Annotated in this window: 12 protein-coding genes and 1 pseudogene; 6 read left to right on the plus strand and 7 right to left on the minus strand. The window is 62.2% G+C overall.

Features of this window, described 5'->3' with window-relative positions:
• Positions 1-299: 299 nt before the first annotated feature.
• Together OKW44_RS03915 and OKW44_RS03920 are read left to right on the plus strand one after the other, a co-directional pair.
• Positions 300-977: a heavy metal response regulator transcription factor gene (locus OKW44_RS03915; protein ID WP_018425370.1), complete on the plus strand. Its 678-nt coding sequence runs from the start codon at positions 300-302 to the stop codon at positions 975-977.
• On the plus strand, positions 977-2,437 hold the full coding sequence (locus tag OKW44_RS03920; RefSeq protein ID WP_018425369.1) for a heavy metal sensor histidine kinase: 1,461 nt from the start codon (positions 977-979) through the stop codon (positions 2,435-2,437). The genes OKW44_RS03915 and OKW44_RS03920 overlap by 1 nt, the downstream gene beginning before the upstream one ends.
• Positions 2,438-2,453: 16 nt before the next feature.
• Here OKW44_RS03920 and OKW44_RS03925 read toward each other — a convergent pair whose 3' ends face one another.
• The 7 genes from OKW44_RS03925 to OKW44_RS03955 form a co-directional block, all read right to left on the minus strand.
• Positions 2,454-3,911 (minus strand): efflux transporter outer membrane subunit, encoded by a 1,458-nt coding sequence (locus tag OKW44_RS03925; RefSeq protein WP_018425368.1) that lies wholly within the window; start codon positions 3,909-3,911, stop codon positions 2,454-2,456.
• 27 nt (positions 3,912-3,938) lie between these two features.
• Positions 3,939-5,216: an efflux RND transporter periplasmic adaptor subunit gene (locus tag OKW44_RS03930; protein WP_018425367.1), complete on the minus strand. Its 1,278-nt coding sequence runs from the start codon at positions 5,214-5,216 to the stop codon at positions 3,939-3,941.
• Between the two features lie 19 nt (positions 5,217-5,235).
• A complete protein-coding gene (locus OKW44_RS03935) occupies positions 5,236-8,475 on the minus strand; it encodes an efflux RND transporter permease subunit (RefSeq protein WP_018425366.1) in 3,240 nt (1,079 codons plus the stop codon).
• A gap of 671 nt (positions 8,476-9,146) precedes the next feature.
• Positions 9,147-10,292, minus strand: a complete 1,146-nt coding sequence (locus OKW44_RS03940; RefSeq protein ID WP_018425364.1) for a porin — start codon at positions 10,290-10,292, stop codon at positions 9,147-9,149.
• Between the two features lie 102 nt (positions 10,293-10,394).
• Positions 10,395-11,378, minus strand: coding sequence for a LysR family transcriptional regulator (locus OKW44_RS03945; RefSeq protein WP_018425363.1), 984 nt, complete (start codon positions 11,376-11,378; stop codon positions 10,395-10,397).
• A gap of 386 nt (positions 11,379-11,764) precedes the next feature.
• Complete coding sequence (locus OKW44_RS03950) at positions 11,765-12,046, minus strand: DUF4148 domain-containing protein (RefSeq protein WP_239499270.1); 282 nt, start codon at positions 12,044-12,046, stop codon at positions 11,765-11,767.
• A gap of 272 nt (positions 12,047-12,318) precedes the next feature.
• Positions 12,319-12,537 (minus strand): IclR family transcriptional regulator domain-containing protein, encoded by a 219-nt coding sequence (locus OKW44_RS03955; protein ID WP_429409526.1) that lies wholly within the window; start codon positions 12,535-12,537, stop codon positions 12,319-12,321.
• An 88-nt stretch (positions 12,538-12,625) separates the two neighbouring features.
• Here OKW44_RS03955 and OKW44_RS03960 point away from each other — a divergent pair.
• From OKW44_RS03960 to OKW44_RS03975, 4 genes and pseudogenes are all read left to right on the plus strand, one after another.
• A pseudogene (locus OKW44_RS03960) lies at positions 12,626-12,903 on the plus strand (GntR family transcriptional regulator); the annotation flags it as partial.
• Positions 12,904-13,959: 1,056 nt separating this feature from the next.
• Positions 13,960-14,148, plus strand: a complete 189-nt coding sequence (locus OKW44_RS03965; RefSeq protein WP_018425360.1) for a Flp family type IVb pilin — start codon at positions 13,960-13,962, stop codon at positions 14,146-14,148.
• Between the two features lie 113 nt (positions 14,149-14,261).
• On the plus strand, positions 14,262-14,810 hold the full coding sequence (locus tag OKW44_RS03970) for an A24 family peptidase (protein WP_018425359.1): 549 nt from the start codon (positions 14,262-14,264) through the stop codon (positions 14,808-14,810).
• 119 nt (positions 14,811-14,929) lie between these two features.
• Complete coding sequence (locus OKW44_RS03975; protein ID WP_018425358.1) at positions 14,930-16,357, plus strand: DUF8689 domain-containing protein; 1,428 nt, start codon at positions 14,930-14,932, stop codon at positions 16,355-16,357.
• The last annotated feature ends 24 nt before the right edge of the window (positions 16,358-16,381 follow it).

A 16,381-nucleotide genomic window follows, 5' to 3' on the forward strand; every position in this document is an offset into this window, starting at 1 on the left:
GCAGGAAGCCGATCGCCTCCCGCCACCAGGTTTCGTCGACGCGGCCCATCCAGTCGTTATGTTCAGCCGCCTTCACCACCATCAGTTGTCTCGGTTCGGCCAGCGAGTTGTAGAGCGCTGAGCGTTAAATTGGGTAAGGTGACCCTGAGCACGTCAACCGGTCAGCAAACCGCGGATGTCCATGTTCAACGGATAGCAGGCATGGCCGGTGGCCGTGCGAACGCACATTACCGGATCGTAATCACCGGCCGGAGCGCTTGCCTGTATGATTTAATGGTCAACGCAAAGCGGAGCAGCCGATGCGAATCCTGGTGATCGAGGACGAGCCAAAAACAGCGGCCTATCTGAAGAAAGGTCTGGAGGAATCCGGTTACGCGGTCGACGTCGCGAACGATGGCCCGCAAGGGCTGATCCTCGCGCAGGAAGAAGAATACGACGTGATCGTGCTCGACGTGATGCTGCCCGGCATGGACGGCTGGACCGTCGTCAAGACGTTGCGCAGCACGCGCGCCACGCCGGTGCTGTTTCTCACCGCGCGCGACGACATCGACGACCGCGTGCGCGGCCTGGAGCTCGGCGCGGACGATTACCTCGTCAAACCTTTTGCGTTCGTCGAACTTCTGGCGCGCGTGCGTACGCTGGCGCGCCGTGGGCCGCCGCGCGAAAGCGAACGGATCAAGGTGGGCGACCTGGAGATGGATGTGTACCGCCGGCGCGTGAAACGTGGCGGCACGCGCATCGATCTCACGCCGCGTGAATTCTCGCTGCTGCAACTGCTGGCGCGCCGTCAGGGAGAAGTGCTGAGCCGCACGCAGATTGCGTCGTACGTGTGGGACATGAATTTCGATAGCGACACCAATGTGGTCGAGGTGGCGATTCGCCGGCTGCGCACCAAGATCGACGACAACTTTCCCATCAAGCTGATTCACACGGTGCGCGGCGTCGGCTATGTGTTCGAACTGAAGGACACTGCCTGATGCGCGTGCGCTCGCTTGCCGCGACGCTCGCGCTTGCCTTCGGCGCCACGACGCTGGCGGTTTTCGTGCTGGTGGGCAGCTTTCTGTATCTCGCGCTCGAAAAGGAGATCAAGGCGCAGGACAATCTCGACATCGTGCTTGCCGCGCGCCACGCACGGCGGCTTGCCGAGGAGCTGGAGACGTCGAAGGGCATTGGCGAGCATGGCGACCGTTTGATCAGCATCGTGCTCGGCAATCAGGCCATGTCGATGGAAGTGTTCGATCCCGATGGCAACCGGGCAGTCGAACACAACATCGCCGGGACTTTTGCCGTGCCCAATGCGGCGACCGGCGCGGCGACGCTCGCCGCGTTGCCGCCGCTCGCGCGCGTAGCGGCTTCGGCGCGTATCACCGAGGCCGATATCGGCGAGTGGACCGGCCGCAACGGCGCGCCGATTCACGGCATTCTCACCGACGCGCGTCTACGCGACGGCGAAACGGCGAGCGTGCTGGTGGCGCGCAACATGAGCGACCGCTGGCTGCTGCTGGACCGTTACCGCGACAGGCTTCACCTGGCGGGCGTAGCCGGCGTGATGCTGGCGATGCTGCTCGGTTATCTGCTGATCCGCGCCGCGCTGCGGCCGTTGCGCGATATCGCGGCTAGCGCGAGCCTGGTCACGGTGAATCGCCTCAATACGCGGATCGCGGTGGCGCGTGTGCCGAGCGAACTCGAGACGCTGGTGGCGTCGCTGAACGCCATGCTTGAGCGCGTCGACCACGGGTTTCAGCGTTTATCGCGTTTCACCGCCGACCTGGCGCACGACATGCGCACGCCGCTCAGCAACATGCGCGGCGCCGCTGAAGTCGCGCTCGCCCGGCCGCGTTCCGTCGATGAATACGAGTCGCTGCTCGCCTCGAATCTGGAAGAGTGCGACCGGCTGTCGAGAATGATCGAGAACGTACTGTTTCTGGCGCGCGCTGAACATCCGCAGTTCGTCAGGCACATGCGTGAGTTCGATGCGGCGCGCGAGTTGAGCCATATCGCCGAGTACTTCGAAGGGATTGCCGAAGAGGCGCTAGTGCGTGTGCGTGTCAGCGGCACGGCCAGCTTGACGGCGGATCTCGAACTGTTTCGCCGCGCGGTGAGCAATCTGCTGGCCAATGCCATTCGTTATACGCCGCAAGGCGGCGAGATCGTGCTGGACGCGAGCGCATCGGCCGACGCGGTGCGCGTGACCGTGTCGAATGAAGGACAGCCTATTGCCGCCGAACATCTCGATCGGATTTTCGACCGCTTCTATCGCATCGATCCGTCGCGCAGCTCGCTGCCGTCATCGGGCTTGTCGCGAGGCTCCACGGGATCGGCGGGGCTCGGGCTTGCGATCGTGCGCACGATCATGGAGTTGCACGGCGGCTCGGTGCATGCGCAGAGCGATGCACGGAGTACGCGCTTTGTGCTGGTATTTCGGCGGGGCGGGTGAAGGGTAGCCAAGGCGCTTACACAGATCCGGCCGCACGCTTGGCCTGATCGCCCCACGTCCCACCCAACGCTTTCAACAACAACACACTCGACTCCAACCGCCGTGCGGCTATCTGATCGGCGACACGCTGATTCGTCAACGCAATCGTCTGCGCCGTGACCACGTCGAGATAGCTGACCGCGCCCGCGTTGAATCGGTTCGTCGTGAGCCGCAACGACAGTTCAGCGGCCGTGGTGGCGCGCTGCTGGCTGGCGGCTTCGTCGGCGAGGGAATGCAAGGCGGACAGATTGTCCTCGACCTGCTGGAACGCCACCAGCACCGACTGGCGATAGTCCGCGACCGCGCCGTCGTATTGCGCCGTCGCGCCGTGCAGGGTGGCGCGGCGCTTGCCGCCGTCGAACAGCGTGCCGGCCAGTTGCGGGCCGAGCGACCAGAATAGACTCGGCGCACTCAGCCAGGGTGCGAAAAAGGTGCTTTCCAGTCCCGCGCTCGCCGACAGCACCAGATCGGGGAAGAACGCCGCCTGCGCGGCGCCAATCTGCGCATTGGCCGACGCTACGCGCCGTTCGGCGGCGGCGATGTCGGGGCGACGCTCCAGCAATTGCGACGGCAAGCCGACTGGAATCGCGGGCGGTGTGACGGCCGAGCCGTTCGGCGGCAGCGCGAAGCTCGAAGCCGGCTCGCCGGTCAGCGTGGCAATCGCGTGCTGCAGCTGTGCGCGCGTCACGTCGATGTCGGTGTCCTGCGTGCGCGTCGCTTCGAGTTGCGTCGTGGCCTGGGCGACCGCGGACGCATCGATCGCACCGTTTTTCAGTTGCTGCTGCAGCAGTTTCAACGCGGCCGCGTAGGCGGTCACGCTGTCGTCGAGCAGCTTCTTCTGCGTGTCGAGCGAGCGCAGGGAGAAATAGTCGACGGCGAGATCGGCGCTCATCGACAGGCGCACGCCTTCGAGATCGGCGTCGCTCGCCTGGGCGTCGGCCTGCGCGCCGTTCACGCTATCGCGCACGCGTCCGAACAGATCCGGCTCCCAGCTCGCCGACACGCCCGCCGAATAGTCCGGCACGGTCTTGCCCGCGAGCGATTTGCCTTCGACATTCTGTGAGGTCCGCGAGCGATCCTGCGCGACACCAGCGGTAATCGTCGGGAAAAAGCCGGCGCGCTGATAGTCCACCATCGACCGCGCTTGCTGGAGCTGCGCGACCGCCTTGCGCACGGTCTGGTTCGACACGTCGATACGCGCTTCGAGTTGATTCAGCACCGGATCGTTGAAGATCGTCCACCATGGGCCGCGCGGCGTGGCGTCGGCCGGTGCGGCCTGCGCCCAGCCGGGTGCGGTGCCCGCATATTGCGCGGGAATCCCGGCGCTCGGGCGCTGATAGGAGGGCAAGGTCGAGCACGCGCTGAGCAGCGCGCCGATCATCCCGGCCATCAGCGTGCGGTGCAGCCGCGGCCGTGAAAGAGACAGAGAAACCATCAGTGAATCCTTTCTGTGACGTTGCACTTAGCCAGGCATGGCCGGCGCGATCTGCACGATCTGGCCGGTGTTCAGCGAATCGCCGGGGTTGTCGATCACGCGGTCGGTGGCGGCGAGGCCTGTCGTGATTTCCACGTGCGTGCCGAAATCGCGGCCGATATGCACGGTCTTGAGCAGCGCCCGGCCGTTGCTATCGACCACGGCGACCGTCACGCCGTCCGGCCGGAACAGCAAGGCGCTGACAGGCAGGTCGAGCGCCGGCGTGGTCGATCGCAATTGCAGATGCACCTGCGTGTAAGCGCCGGGCATCAGCGCGCCATCCTTGTTATCGACGTCGATCTCGACGCGCAGCGTGCGGCTCGACGGATCGATCGAATCGGTGCTGCGCGCCACCTTCGCGGCGATGCGACGGCCCGGATACTGCTGGGCGGTGAGATACACGCCGGTCGCCGGCGTGACATACGGCGCGTCGTTCTGCGGCACATCGACGAAGACGCGCAGCACGCCGGTCTGCTGGATGTGGAACAGTTCGCCCGACATGCCCGCGGTGCCCGGCGTGCCGCCCGCCGTGACCAGTGCGCCGACGTCGACGTTGCGCGCAGTGATCACGCCGTCGAACGGCGCGGTGATCTTCTCGTATGAGACAAGCTCGGCCAGATGCGCGACGTTCGCCTGCGCCGACGCCAGCATCGCGCGGCGCGCTTCCATGTCGCTGACTTTGGTGTCGGCGTCCTGCTGCGCGACCGATTGCGTTTTCAACATCTCCTGCCAGCGCTGCGCGGTGGTCCTGGCGAAGTCGAAATTGGCCTGCGCGGTGGCTTCGTCGGCACGGGCCTGGCGCAATTGCGCGTCGAGCTCGGGGGCTTCGATTGTCGCGAGCGTCTGGCCGCTTCTGACCTGTGCGCCGATGTCGGCGTTCCAGTGTGCCAGGTAGCCGCTCGTGCGCGCGTAGATCGACGCTTCCGCGAACGGCGTAACTGCGCCGGGCAGCAGCAGTTCGTGGATGGCCGGCGCGGCGCGCGGTGTGACGACCGACACGCTGAGCACGCTTTGCGCCTGCGTCTGTTGCGTCAGCGCGGCACTGGCGTGCAGTCGCGGCACGATGCCGACGATCAGCAACGCCGCGGCAAGTCCGGTCAACGCAAGCGGCCAGAGGCGGCGGCGCGCGTTCGTGCTGGCGGCCGCTGCCGGCGTGGCGCCGGCATGCCGGGTTTCCTTGGCGCTATGCAAACGCGCGGTGTCGGCGGTCTCGGCGGACGCTTCTGACCGCTCGCCAAGCTCGGGCGGAAGGGATGAATCGTTCATGGGCAAGGTCTCGTCGGAATCAATGAGTGTGGGCGGGAACGCCGGATTCTTGTGTGTCGGTGCGTGCCGCGCGGCGTTTGTCGAGCCACGCATGCACCATCCCGTAGACGACCGGGACGAACAGCAAGGTCGACACCGTGCCGAGCGCGAGGCCGCCGATCACGGCGCGTCCGAGCGGCGCGTTCTGTTCGCCGCCATCGCCGAGGCCGAGCGCCATCGGCAGCATCCCGATCAGCATGGCGAGCGCGGTCATCAGCACTGGACGGAAGCGGCTGAAGCCGGCTTCGAGCGCGGCAAGCAGCGGCGGCTTGCCGCTGTGGTGAAATTCGCGCGCGGTGTTGATCACGAGAATGCTGTTGGCCGTGGCGATGCCGATGCACAGAATGGTGCCGGTGAGTGCCGGCACGCTCAGGCGAGTGCCGGTGCTGAACAGCATCCATGCGATGCCCGCGAGCGAGCCCGGCAAGCCGCTGATGATGATGAACGGGTCGAGCCACGACTGGAAATTGACGACCATCAGCAGGTAGACCAGGGCGATAGCAAACACGAGGCCACTCGCAAGACCGCTGAACGAGTCGTGCATCGCCTGCACCTGGCCGCGCATGACGATCGACGCGCCAGGCGGCAATTGCGGTCGGATCTGATCGACGAGCCGGGTCACGTCCGCTGCCACGCCGCCGAGGTCGCGGCCTTGCGCCGACGCGAAAATGTCGAGCACCGGCTGCACGTTGTAGTGCGAGACGACGGCTTGCTGGGTGACGCGTGTCAGTGTGCTCAATGCGCCGAGCAGGTTTTGCGGCGCCGGACCGCCCGTGTTTGCGGCCGTGGTCATCACGCCGGACCCGGTGCCTCCGGTTTGCGCGACCGGAATATTGGCGAGCGCCTGCAACGAGTTGATGTCGTACTGCGGCATCATCGCCATCAGCGGATAGCTCACGCCGTTGTGCGGATCGAGCCAGAAATTCGGCGTGGTCTGCGAACTGCCGGACAGCGCGATCAGCAGGTTCTGCGACACGTCGCGTTGCAACAACCCGGCCTGACTCGCGCGGGTACGATCGACGTTGACGTTGATTGCGGGGGCATCGCCGGGCTGTTGGATACGCGCATCGACGAGGCCGCGCACGCCGCGCAGTTGCGCGAGCAGGCGGTTCGCCACGACGCGGTTGGCGTCGAGCTTGTTGCCGACGATCTGGATATCGATCGGCGCGGGCAGCCCGAAGTTGAGAATCTGGCTGACGATGTCGGCGGGCAGAAAGGCGAACGTGACGCCGGGAAAATCCCTGGCGAGCGTTGTGCGCAGTCTCGCCACATATTGAGCGGTCGGTTTGTGCTTCGCCGCGAGGGTGATCATCACGTCGGCGTCTTCCGGGCCGATCGGGTCCGATGAGTCGTAGGTCAGATTGATGCCGCTCACCGGCACGCCGATATTGTCGAGCATCGCCGAGAGTTCCTGCTTCGGAATCATGCTGCGCACACGGGCTTCGACTTCGTCGGTGAGGCGCGCGGTGTCTTCGATACGCGTGCCGGTCGGCGCACGCAGATGCAGGCGGATCTCGCCAGTATCGACGGCGGGGAAGAAGTCGCGGCCCGCAAACGGCACCAGCGCGAGCGAGCCGATGCAAAACAGCAGGAAGATCGCGATGAACCGCCGCGGACTCGCTATCGCCGCGCCGAGCACGCCGCGATAGCGTTCGCGCAGCCGCTCGAAGCGATGTTCGAAGGCGGCCTGAAAGCGGATCAGGCGCGCAATCGGTCCATTACCCGTCACCAGTGCGTTGCTGCGTGCGCGCATGAGATACATCGCGAGCGTGGGCACCAGGGTGCGCGAGAAAAAGTACGACGCGATCATGGCGAACACCACCGCCTCGGCGAGCGGCACGAACAGATAGCGCGCCACACCTGAGAGCAGAAACATCGGCACGAACACGATGCAGATCGACAGCGTCGATACGAACGTCGGCACCGCGATTTCGCCGGAACCGTTCAGGATCGCGTCGTGCAGCGGCTCGCCGTTCTCCAGATGATGCGTGATGTTTTCGATGGCGACCGTGGCGTCGTCGACGAGGATCCCTACGGCGAGCGCGAGGCCGCCAAGCGTCATGATGTTGATGGTCTGGCCAAGCGCGGACAGCGCGATCAGCGAGGTCAGCACCGCGAGCGGAATCGACACCGCGATGATCAGCGTGGCGCGCCAACTGCCGAGAAAGAGCAGGATCATCAAAGCGGTGAGGGCGGCGGCGATCAGCGCTTCGCGCGCCACGCCCACGACGGCCGACTTCACGAACACCGATTGATCCGACAGTGCGGTGACGTGCAGCGCGCTCGGCAAGCCGGCCACGATATGCGGCAGCATCGCCTTGACCTGCTGGATGATGGTGAGCGTCGACGCGCTGCCGGACTTTTCGATGGTAAGAAGCGCGGCGCGTTTGCCGTCGCTGCGCACGATGTTGGTTTGCGGCGCGTAGCCATCGCGCACATGGGCGACGTCGCGCACATACACCACGCCGCCGGCCACCGTCTTGATCGGCAGATCGTTGAGCGCGGCTACGGTGTCCGTGCTGCCGTTCATCTGCACGTTGTATTCCTTCGTGCCGATCTTCGCGGTGCCGCCCGGCAGGATCAGGTTTTGCGCGTTGACGGCGTTGACTACGTCGAGCGGCGCGAGGCCTTTGGCTTGCAATGCGCGCGGGTCGATATCGACCATGATCTGCCGGACCTTGCCGCCGAACGGCAGCGGCACCGACGCGCCTTGTACCGTCGCCAACTGCGTGCGGATCTGGCTGTTGCCGAGGTCGTAGAGCTGCTGCTCGGAGAGCGTGTCGCTGGAAAGGCCGAGTTGCAGGATCGGCACCGTCGAGGCGTTATAGGTAATGATGTTGGGCGGCAGCGTGCCGGGCGGCAGCACGCGCAGGATCGATGCGGAGTTCGACGCTGCCTCGGCGATCGCGCGATTGATGTCCGCGCCCGGATGGAAAAAGATCTTCACCACCGAGACCCCGTTCAGCGATTGCGACTCGATATGCTCGATGTCGTCGACGTCCGAGCTCAGCGCGCGCTCGTAATTCGATGTGATGCGATTGGCCATGTCCTGGGCGGAAAAGCCGTTGTACGTCCAGACGATGCTGACCACCGGGATATTGATGTTCGGGAAGATATCGGTCGGCGTGCGCAAAATGGAAAGCGGCCCGACGATGAATATCAGCAGAGCCAGTACCACGAATGTGTACGGGCGGCGCAGGGCGAGCCTCACAATCCACATGACGAATTCCTGATAAATAGCAAATAGAGTTGCCCGACCCAAGGCTCGCGCAGTAGAACTGCTGCTTGAATTCAGGCCTGGTCTGGAGTATGTGTGGGCCGTGCTTACCGGTTCCGGTCAGCCACAATACAAGTCTGTCATCTGCCGGATAACCGGACGCGCTTCGGGAATGCAATCGACAGCCGCCGCACGCAGATAGCAAATCCGTAGTCGCGTGGTCAGAGAAAGGCCAGGTCGTGCGATCGGAATGGAAAGCATGGCCATGTCCACAATTCCAAACCTGATAGGAGAAGCACGAACAAGCTGCTTTCCAGCGTTGCAGTCGCACCCGCCGCGGTCAGCCTTACTTTTGGCTGGAGCGCTTCCGCCCAAACCGCCATTCCGGGAATGACGCGCGCCGAAGCACGCCGGCAACGGGTGCAGGCACAGGCCGATGGGCTCTTGCCGATACCGGAGAACAACTATCCGCCGCCAGCCACGAGAATTGGCCGCAACAAGGAGCTCTACGCAATCGAGTACCAGAACGACCCGGTTAGCGCGACGGCGTTCGTCTCTACGAGCCCGACGGATTGGGGCGTCACGTGTGACTGATGCAAAGGGAAGACGAACGCGCGCCCACGTGCGGACTCTCGATGCGTGGGCGCGGGATGGCGCGATGAAGCGCGAACTAGTTAGAACTGGTGGCGAATGGCTACGCGCGTGATGACCTGATTTGCTGTCGTCGAAGGCGAATCTGCACCCGTGATAAACGCCGTGTTGAGCGGCGCCGCGGACGCACTGCCGCCCGCCAGGTGCTGATACATACCCTGCACGTACACGTCAGTACGCGGCGACAGGTTGTAGTCCGCCATCAGTCCTACCTGATGCCACGTCGGCTTCGAATCGCCGGCGGCGCTATCGAAGTGACCGATCGTGTAGTTGTACATCGCTCCGACGAACGCATTCTTCAGGAACTGATACTTCGCGTTCAATTCAAAGTTGTCGAACTTCAGGCTGCTTGCCGTATTCGCGAAGTTGCCGACATAGACGGAGCCCGTCGCGTTATTAAGCGCCGTGTGGCTATATACGAAGCCGAGTATCGCAGAGCCGATCGTGTAGTTAATCCCGGCGCCCCACACCTGTTGACGGCTCGCGAAAAAATTCGTGTCGTCGGCTGCAAGCGACCCACCGGAGTTTCCGCCCGGGTTGTTGATCTGCATGTACGCCGCTGCGACTGAAACGTTGGCAGCGACGAATTGTGCGCCGAGGCTATACGACCGGTTGTCAGCAAAGCCACCCGCCTGATTGCTAAAACCGTACAGACCGCCAAAAGAAAAGCCGCCGTAGGCGTTACTGGTGTACTTCACGCTGTTGTTCAGTCGGAACGAATTGTCTGAGTTGTCGTTGTCGTACGGATGCGACAACAGATAGCCGCCCCAATTGCCGTTCGCCGTAAGCGGGGCGAGATAGTCGACGACTGAATCATACTGACGGCCCATTGTCAGGGTCCCGAGCTTCGTGTTGCTCAAACCGATGTACGCCTGCCGGCCGAACATGCGCGAACTCTGTCCAAGTGCACCGGAGTTGACGTCGAAGCCATTTTCCAGTTGAAAGAGGGCCTTCGTGCCACCGCCCAGATCTTCGCTGCCTTTCACGCCCCATCGGCTGCCTTGTGCAAAGCCGCTTTCCATCTGCACAGCCGAACCTTGCTTGGTATTGTTCGTATAGTTCAGACCTTCGTCGATCAGGCCATACAGCGTGACGCCGCTTTGCGCCAGCGCGGCCATCGGGACGATCGTGCAACCGATCGCTGCGCCCGTAATGAGGAGTCGCTTCATGAGTGTAGATTCCTAAGGTTTGCCTGAGTACCTCGCCATGATCTAGCTCGCGCGCTGGTGCGTGGAGCCGGGATCTGACGAAAGGTATTTGCACTTTAGGACCTACAAAATGCCCGTCCACTGCAGTTCAGTATTGCTGAAATGGTGTTGTGCCGCCCCCACGGGAATGACAGTTTCGCGCTTGTCTTCATGTGGATTCTGGCGATAACGTTCTACCACGAAATCGACAAAGCGGCGGAGCGCCACCGCCATGTACGGTTGTCCGGAATAGAGCACCCACACTGTCCGCGCGTCGCCGCACAATTCGATGTTTTCGAACACTGGCTTTAATGAGCCGTCTGCCAGCTCACCTTGAATGAGCGAGCGCGAAAGCCGGGCGATGCCGAGGCCCGCCTGGACTGCGCGCTTTATGAGCAGTGGGTGTTGCATGCTCAGAATCGGCCGTACCACTACGCGCTGCGTGCCATGCTTGTCACGAAACTCCCAGTAACGACTCGGCGCGTCCGACGCGACGAGCACATCATGCGACGACAGTTCCTCGGGGGTGCGTGGCGGCCGCCGACGTGCGAAGTACGCGGGGCTCCCGACAATTACGTCCCGCGTCTGTGCGAGCGGCCGGCAAACCAGCGACGAATCACGCAGGTGGCGCTCGGCGCTGAAGCATACATCGAAGTCTGCCACCGTGACATCGGCCATGTTATCGAATACGGTCAGATCGAACTGCGTACGCTGCTCTTGCACCCGGTACGCCGCTAGTACTTCGGGCAGATCGGTCGAAGCATATGAAGAAGACGCCGCAATACGCAAAGATCCGACGGGTTGACCGGCAGCAGCTGCCATGCATTCGTCCATCATCGCGAGCTGCCTGAGCAGTTCGCCACAATGCTCCCGATACAACTGGCCGGCAGGCGTCAGGGACACCCGGCGAGTGGTCCGGTTGACAAGGCGCACGCTGAGATGTTGCTCGAGTACCGCCACGCTACGAGTGACGACCGAATTCGAGATACCAAGCTGCTTCGCCGCCTCGGCGAAGTTCAGGCAGTCGGCAACCTTGGCGAAAAGGCGAACGGAGGCTAATTGATTCATGGAATCGTTTCGCAGCGGTCGGGGATTTTAGGCTAGCTCGCTCGCGAGCCGTTGGGTAGGACAGAACAGATGCCTGCGCATGAACGATGCGCCTCGCTTCACGGCGCGGCCCATTGATCTTACGCTACGTCACACGCGTTTCCCCGCCGACAGACTGCGCGGTCTTCCGAAATCGCCGGCTTTGCCGATCAGTGTGCGTCCGTGGCGGGCATTGCATGTTTCTTTGTATTCCTTACCCTAATCCTTCTTCGCGAGGTCCATCACATGCGTAGGCGACCTCAACGGGCATAAGAAGAAACGCGGAAAGGATTGCTATGTTCAATAAAATCATCTTCGACTCCAGGTTTGACATTCGCGCGCAGACGCAGACATTCCTGACAAGCTTGTCACTGCACCGTTTCACTGGAAGATTGCGTTGGCGCCACTGAAACAGGCGATATTTCTTCACCTTTGTGAGTGATCGCATACAGCGCCTTATTGCGTTCAATCGCAGCTTCGCTTGGCGGATAGTCGTACTTCGGCGTAGGCACCACACCATCCCGTTGCGCCTCGATGAGTTCCGCATGAACGTCCGCCCGGGTCTTGCCAGTGGGCTGCGTCTGCGCCAAGGCGCTCATCGCGATCGAACACGCAAGGGCGCCAATCGCTATATGTGTTGTCTTTTTCACAGTTTTCTCCGAAGTCTCTAGGAATTTGCCAATCGGCCCGTTGATCGGATCCCATCAGGGCATGCCCGACGCAATGCACCGATGAGCCCATTGTCGTCAATTGACGTTGCTCCCGGACTGACAGCCTGATTACGATTTTGATATCTTCTTTCGGTCTTTGGCGATATTGCGGTGTGGGAGGATGGCTGCGGGCTCTGCCGCAACAAGGCGTTGAGGTAGGGGGTTGAACAAGGTCCGCACTTACGCACTGCAGAGGACAGGGCAGAGGATAATCATGAAACCTTGTTGATCCCCCAACAGGCCCGGATCCGTGACGGTCTCTGGCGTGTATGCGACGAGGCGCGTCTTCGCCCGGTAGTCGTCGACCGCGCCGGCGGCTGGTGCGCAGGAAGCAGCTTGCCGATTGACGAACAGTAGAGCGGCCGGCGTAGTCCGACCGGAAAAGACAGCCGGATCGGCTTGCGCGTCTCGATCACGTTGATCGACTCCACCTGGCGCGCTATGAAATTCGTCTTGACGGATGTTTTGACGCTGACCGATAGTCACTGCCGAAAAGTTCCGTTCATTCCACGCGCGTGCGTGAAAGACACAACCCGCTCTCCTTCATCGCGCGCTGACCCTGTTTACTTCAGCGTGCGCGACGATATCTTCGACCTGCGCCTGCTGCCGGCGATCGCATGACCGAAGCCAGTATCGCCGCCCGCTTCGGCGTTTCGCGCACACCGGCGCGCGAGGCGCTGCACCGTCTTCGAAGCGACGGCCTGATGCGCGGCTATGTGCGCGGCGGGTGGAAAGTCGTGCCGATCGACTTCAAGCGCTTCGAGGATCTGTACGAAATACGCAAGCTGATCGAGACGTTCCGCCACGGGACAAACGCAATCGCTCAAGAAACTGCGCAGCATCTCCCGAACGTCGTGGGCGAATCGGCGTACGGTTTAAAAAGTTTCACTAAAACTGCCCCGGCCTGTTCCGGCTCGACGACTCCAACGAGCAATGATTACCGCTCGTGTATCAGCCTTGTAACAAAATGTGACGGAGAACGGCCGAGCGGCCCGGTTGGTCCAAAAAATCAGGGTATTCATCAGTCTAAACCCAACCAGATCGGCAATCGGGACGCGCTGCATGGGCGCACGAGCATTTTTTGCCGGTACTTATAACGGACGCCGATTTCTGGCGAGTGCCCACCCGTAATTCGTGTTTCTTATCTGTAACAAATTGTGACGCGCGGGCAGCCTCATGGTCTTTCCCGTACGCGGATTTTGTTGTGATGAAACTATGCTCCCGATAGTTGGGTGATGCCTTGCGGAGCCTTGAATTACCGTGAGATGCGCCATCGCGCCCAATTCCGCCTGAAGCTTTCCTCAGACTTTTTCTGTTCGCCTCCCCACATTAATGTCTGCGCGACCCACTGACGCCCGGACTTTGCCAATTCTCATTTGTGAAACATTCGCTGTCATACATTCATCAAGAGGTCTTTCATTTGGCCAAATGAACTAATCCCAGTAAGCCTTTCAGCATAGATGGCACCGTTCTAGCTATATGTCCCGCACAGCGACGACGCGCATGGTTCCGGCAGTAACAGCGTCTCGATTTCAGGTGCCACAGAACAGCTGACGGGGGAGTTTGCTTCTGCGGCGCAGGAAAACTTCGGCACTTCCGGTTTTGTTTGCCGATGGTGGCGAAGTTCAAGGAACTGCGATGCCAGTCTGGACCGGCACCGCAGTTCCCGAAGAGAGTGGCATTGGGGAGAGGACGGGCTGGAGCGCATTGTCGAGGCGATGTGCTCCAGCACCGAACCGGTCAGCCAGGCCAAAACCGGCTGTGCAGTTGGCAGCCTTCACCAATGCCCGGTCCCGCAGCGGGCATGTTTAGTGTACCTGAGTAAAACAACTTCTTTTTCAAGGAGCATCAAAATGCAAAAAACTCTCGACCTGATCCGTGCCTTTGCGCGTGAAGAAGATGGTGTGACCGCGATTGAGTATGGTCTGCTGGCTTCACTGGTTGCGTGCGGCATCATTGTGGCTGCCACGGCTCTGGGAACTCAACTTAGCGCTACGTTCAACTACATCAGCGGCAAGTTGCTCGCGGCCAATCCAGCGTAAGCGCCAGTCGATTTGGTCATCGAGAAGTCGCAGCAGTAGTTCAAAGAGCAGTCCCTGCCTGATTCAGGGCTGCTCTTTCTTAACCAACGCCGAAATCGAAACGGGGGAACGCCATGAACGCTTTCGAATTTCCGGTCGGCGCGTGTCTGCTGGGTTTGGTGGCAACGGCTGCAGGTTTGGATTTGCATGAGCGGCGCATTCCGAATGTGCTGGTGCTCGTGGGCCTTGCGCTGGCATTCGCGGTGCAGTGGGGCCTGCACGGCGCAGGCGAGGGCAGCCACCGCTGGGTACTGGGCCTGCTCACAGGAGGCGGCCTGTTCTTTCCACTCTACCTGTTGCGCGGCATGGGTGCGGGCGACGTGAAACTGATGGCGGCCGTGGGCGCGTTCGTCGGACCACAGCCGGCGCTGGAGATCGTGCTGGTGACCTGCGTCGTCGGCGGCGTCTGGGCGCTGGCGGTGGTGATCTTCAAGCGCGAGTTGAAGTCGACCGGCACCAACATGCTGGCCATCCTGCTCTCGGGGAGAGCGCTGAGCGGCAGGCTGTCTGAAACAGGAAAGGACGCCGCATTGCCTTCTGTCGGGTCGCTGCCGTATGGCGTGGCTATTGCCTTTGGCACACTTGGCATCATGGTCCTGCACTCGGGGCAGAGCATCGGCTAATGCGCAGCCGGATTCAGAAAGAGAGCCCACGTCGAGGGGCAAGAGAAAGAAAAGACAGCCGAACAGGAACAGATAGAGAAGATTTCGCGTAATGCGCGGGACCAATTCGGGGGTACAACGTGAAAGACGAACAACCAGCGGCGCCGCAAGCATCGGCCGACGTGACGCATCTCCATGACGCAAGCCGCGCAAGCTCAGACGCCGACCTAGCCGGAACGATCCTACTGGCGCGCGCGCCGCGGACCATCGCTGAAACGGGCCTCGACCAGACCTTCCTTCTCGAACTCGTCGCCAAGTCCGCCTTCGTGACGGGCAAGGTGTCGCTCTCGCAACTGATGCAGCGGCTTAAGCTCGGCGCCAGCGTGCTCGACAGCGTCGTGTCGTTTGGCGTGCGGGAACGGATTCTCGAAATCGTCCGGCGCGGCGCCAGCGACCTCGATGTCGAACTGCAACTGACGGAAGGCGGCCGCCAACGTGCGTCCGAATTCATGAACCGCTGCCGTTACGTCGGCCCGGCGCCCGTGTCGCTCGCCGCCTATGAAGCGGCGCTGAAACGGCAATCCGTGCGGCAAATGCACGTGACGTACGCGCAGGTGCGCGCGGCCTTCGCAGGGCTGACGGTCCGGACCTCGCTGCTCGACGACATTGGCGGCGCAGTCAACAGCGGCAAACCGGTCATCTTCTTCGGCCCGCCCGGCAGCGGAAAAACTTCGCTAGCCGAACGATTGGGACGGCTGTTGCCCGGCCTCGTGGCTCTGCCCTATGCGATCGTCGTCGAGAACGAGATCATCCAGATCTTCGATCAGCTTGTTCACGAGCCGCACGATGCGGGGTCGCCCGATGGCCTGTTAAATGCGCCCGCCGACGCCCGCTGGCAGATTTGCCGCCGGCCCACGGTGCTGTCCGGCGGCGAGCTCACGCTCGAGATGCTCGAGCTGCGCTACGACGCTGCGAGCGGCTTTTACCAGGCGCCGCCGCATGTGAAAGCGAACGGCGGCCTGTATGTAGTCGACGACCTGGGCCGACAGCGCGTCGAGCCGGCCGAACTGCTCAACCGCTGGATCGTGCCGTTCGACCGCGGACTCGACATGCTCACGTTGCATACCGGTTTGCGCTTCTCGCTGCCGTTTGATGTCTGGGTCGCGTTCTCGAGCAACATCGCCCCGGCGGATCTCGGCGACGAAGCCTTCTTTCGCAGGCTCGGCTGCAAGCTCTACGTGGGCCCGCTGGATGTCGCCGAGTATCGCGTCGTGTACGAGCAGCGCTGCCGGGAACTGGCGCTGGCATCGGAAGACGACGCTTTCGACTACCTCGTCCATCACCTGCACATGACGTCTGGCAGACCATTGCTCGCGTGTTATCCGGGCGATCTGCTACGCATCGTGCTTGCCAACGCGCGTTATCAGGAGCAAGCCGCCGTGGCGGATGGGCCGAGCTTGCTAAGGGCATGGAACAGCTACTTCGCGGTGACGGGCGAGCACGACAATCCGCCACCGCCACAGGTCGTCGGCGCGCAGTGGACCGCAAAAAAAATCGCGGCCGGTTAAGTGACCGGTTAAGCGGCCGGAAAT

Origin of the sequence: Paraburkholderia lebeckiae (assembly GCF_050436325.1) — a bacterium.
GTDB lineage: Bacteria > Pseudomonadota > Gammaproteobacteria > Burkholderiales > Burkholderiaceae > Paraburkholderia > Paraburkholderia tuberum.